The sequence below is a fragment of the Pseudomonas sp. Pseusp97 genome, from assembly GCF_047304025.1.
In the GTDB taxonomy this organism is placed as follows: domain Bacteria; phylum Pseudomonadota; class Gammaproteobacteria; order Pseudomonadales; family Pseudomonadaceae; genus Pseudomonas.
On record NZ_JBGLYK010000621.1, the window covers coordinates 1 to 229 of the forward strand.

Annotated in this window: 1 protein-coding gene; it reads right to left on the reverse strand. The window is 69.4% G+C overall.

Annotated elements, in window-relative coordinates; all coding sequences use genetic code 11:
* On the reverse strand, window positions 1–229 hold a 229-nt coding region (locus ACCC94_RS30555; RefSeq protein ID WP_413353278.1), incomplete at both ends, for a PhnE/PtxC family ABC transporter permease.

Consider the following 229-nt stretch of genomic DNA (forward strand, 5'->3'; position numbering starts at 1 on the left):
CGCCTGGGCCTGCTGGAACAGGCTGAGGCTGAAATACAGCATCTGCCCCAGCCCGCCGGCACCGACGAAGCCGAGTACGCTGGCCATGCGGATATTGTTCTCCCAGCGGTAGAGCATGTAGGCCACCAGTTGCGGCCAGACCGCCGGCAGGGTGCCGTAGGCGAAGGCGGCGACGCGCCCGCCACCGGCCAGGCGCACGGCCTCTGCCGGCGCGGTCGGGGTATTTTCC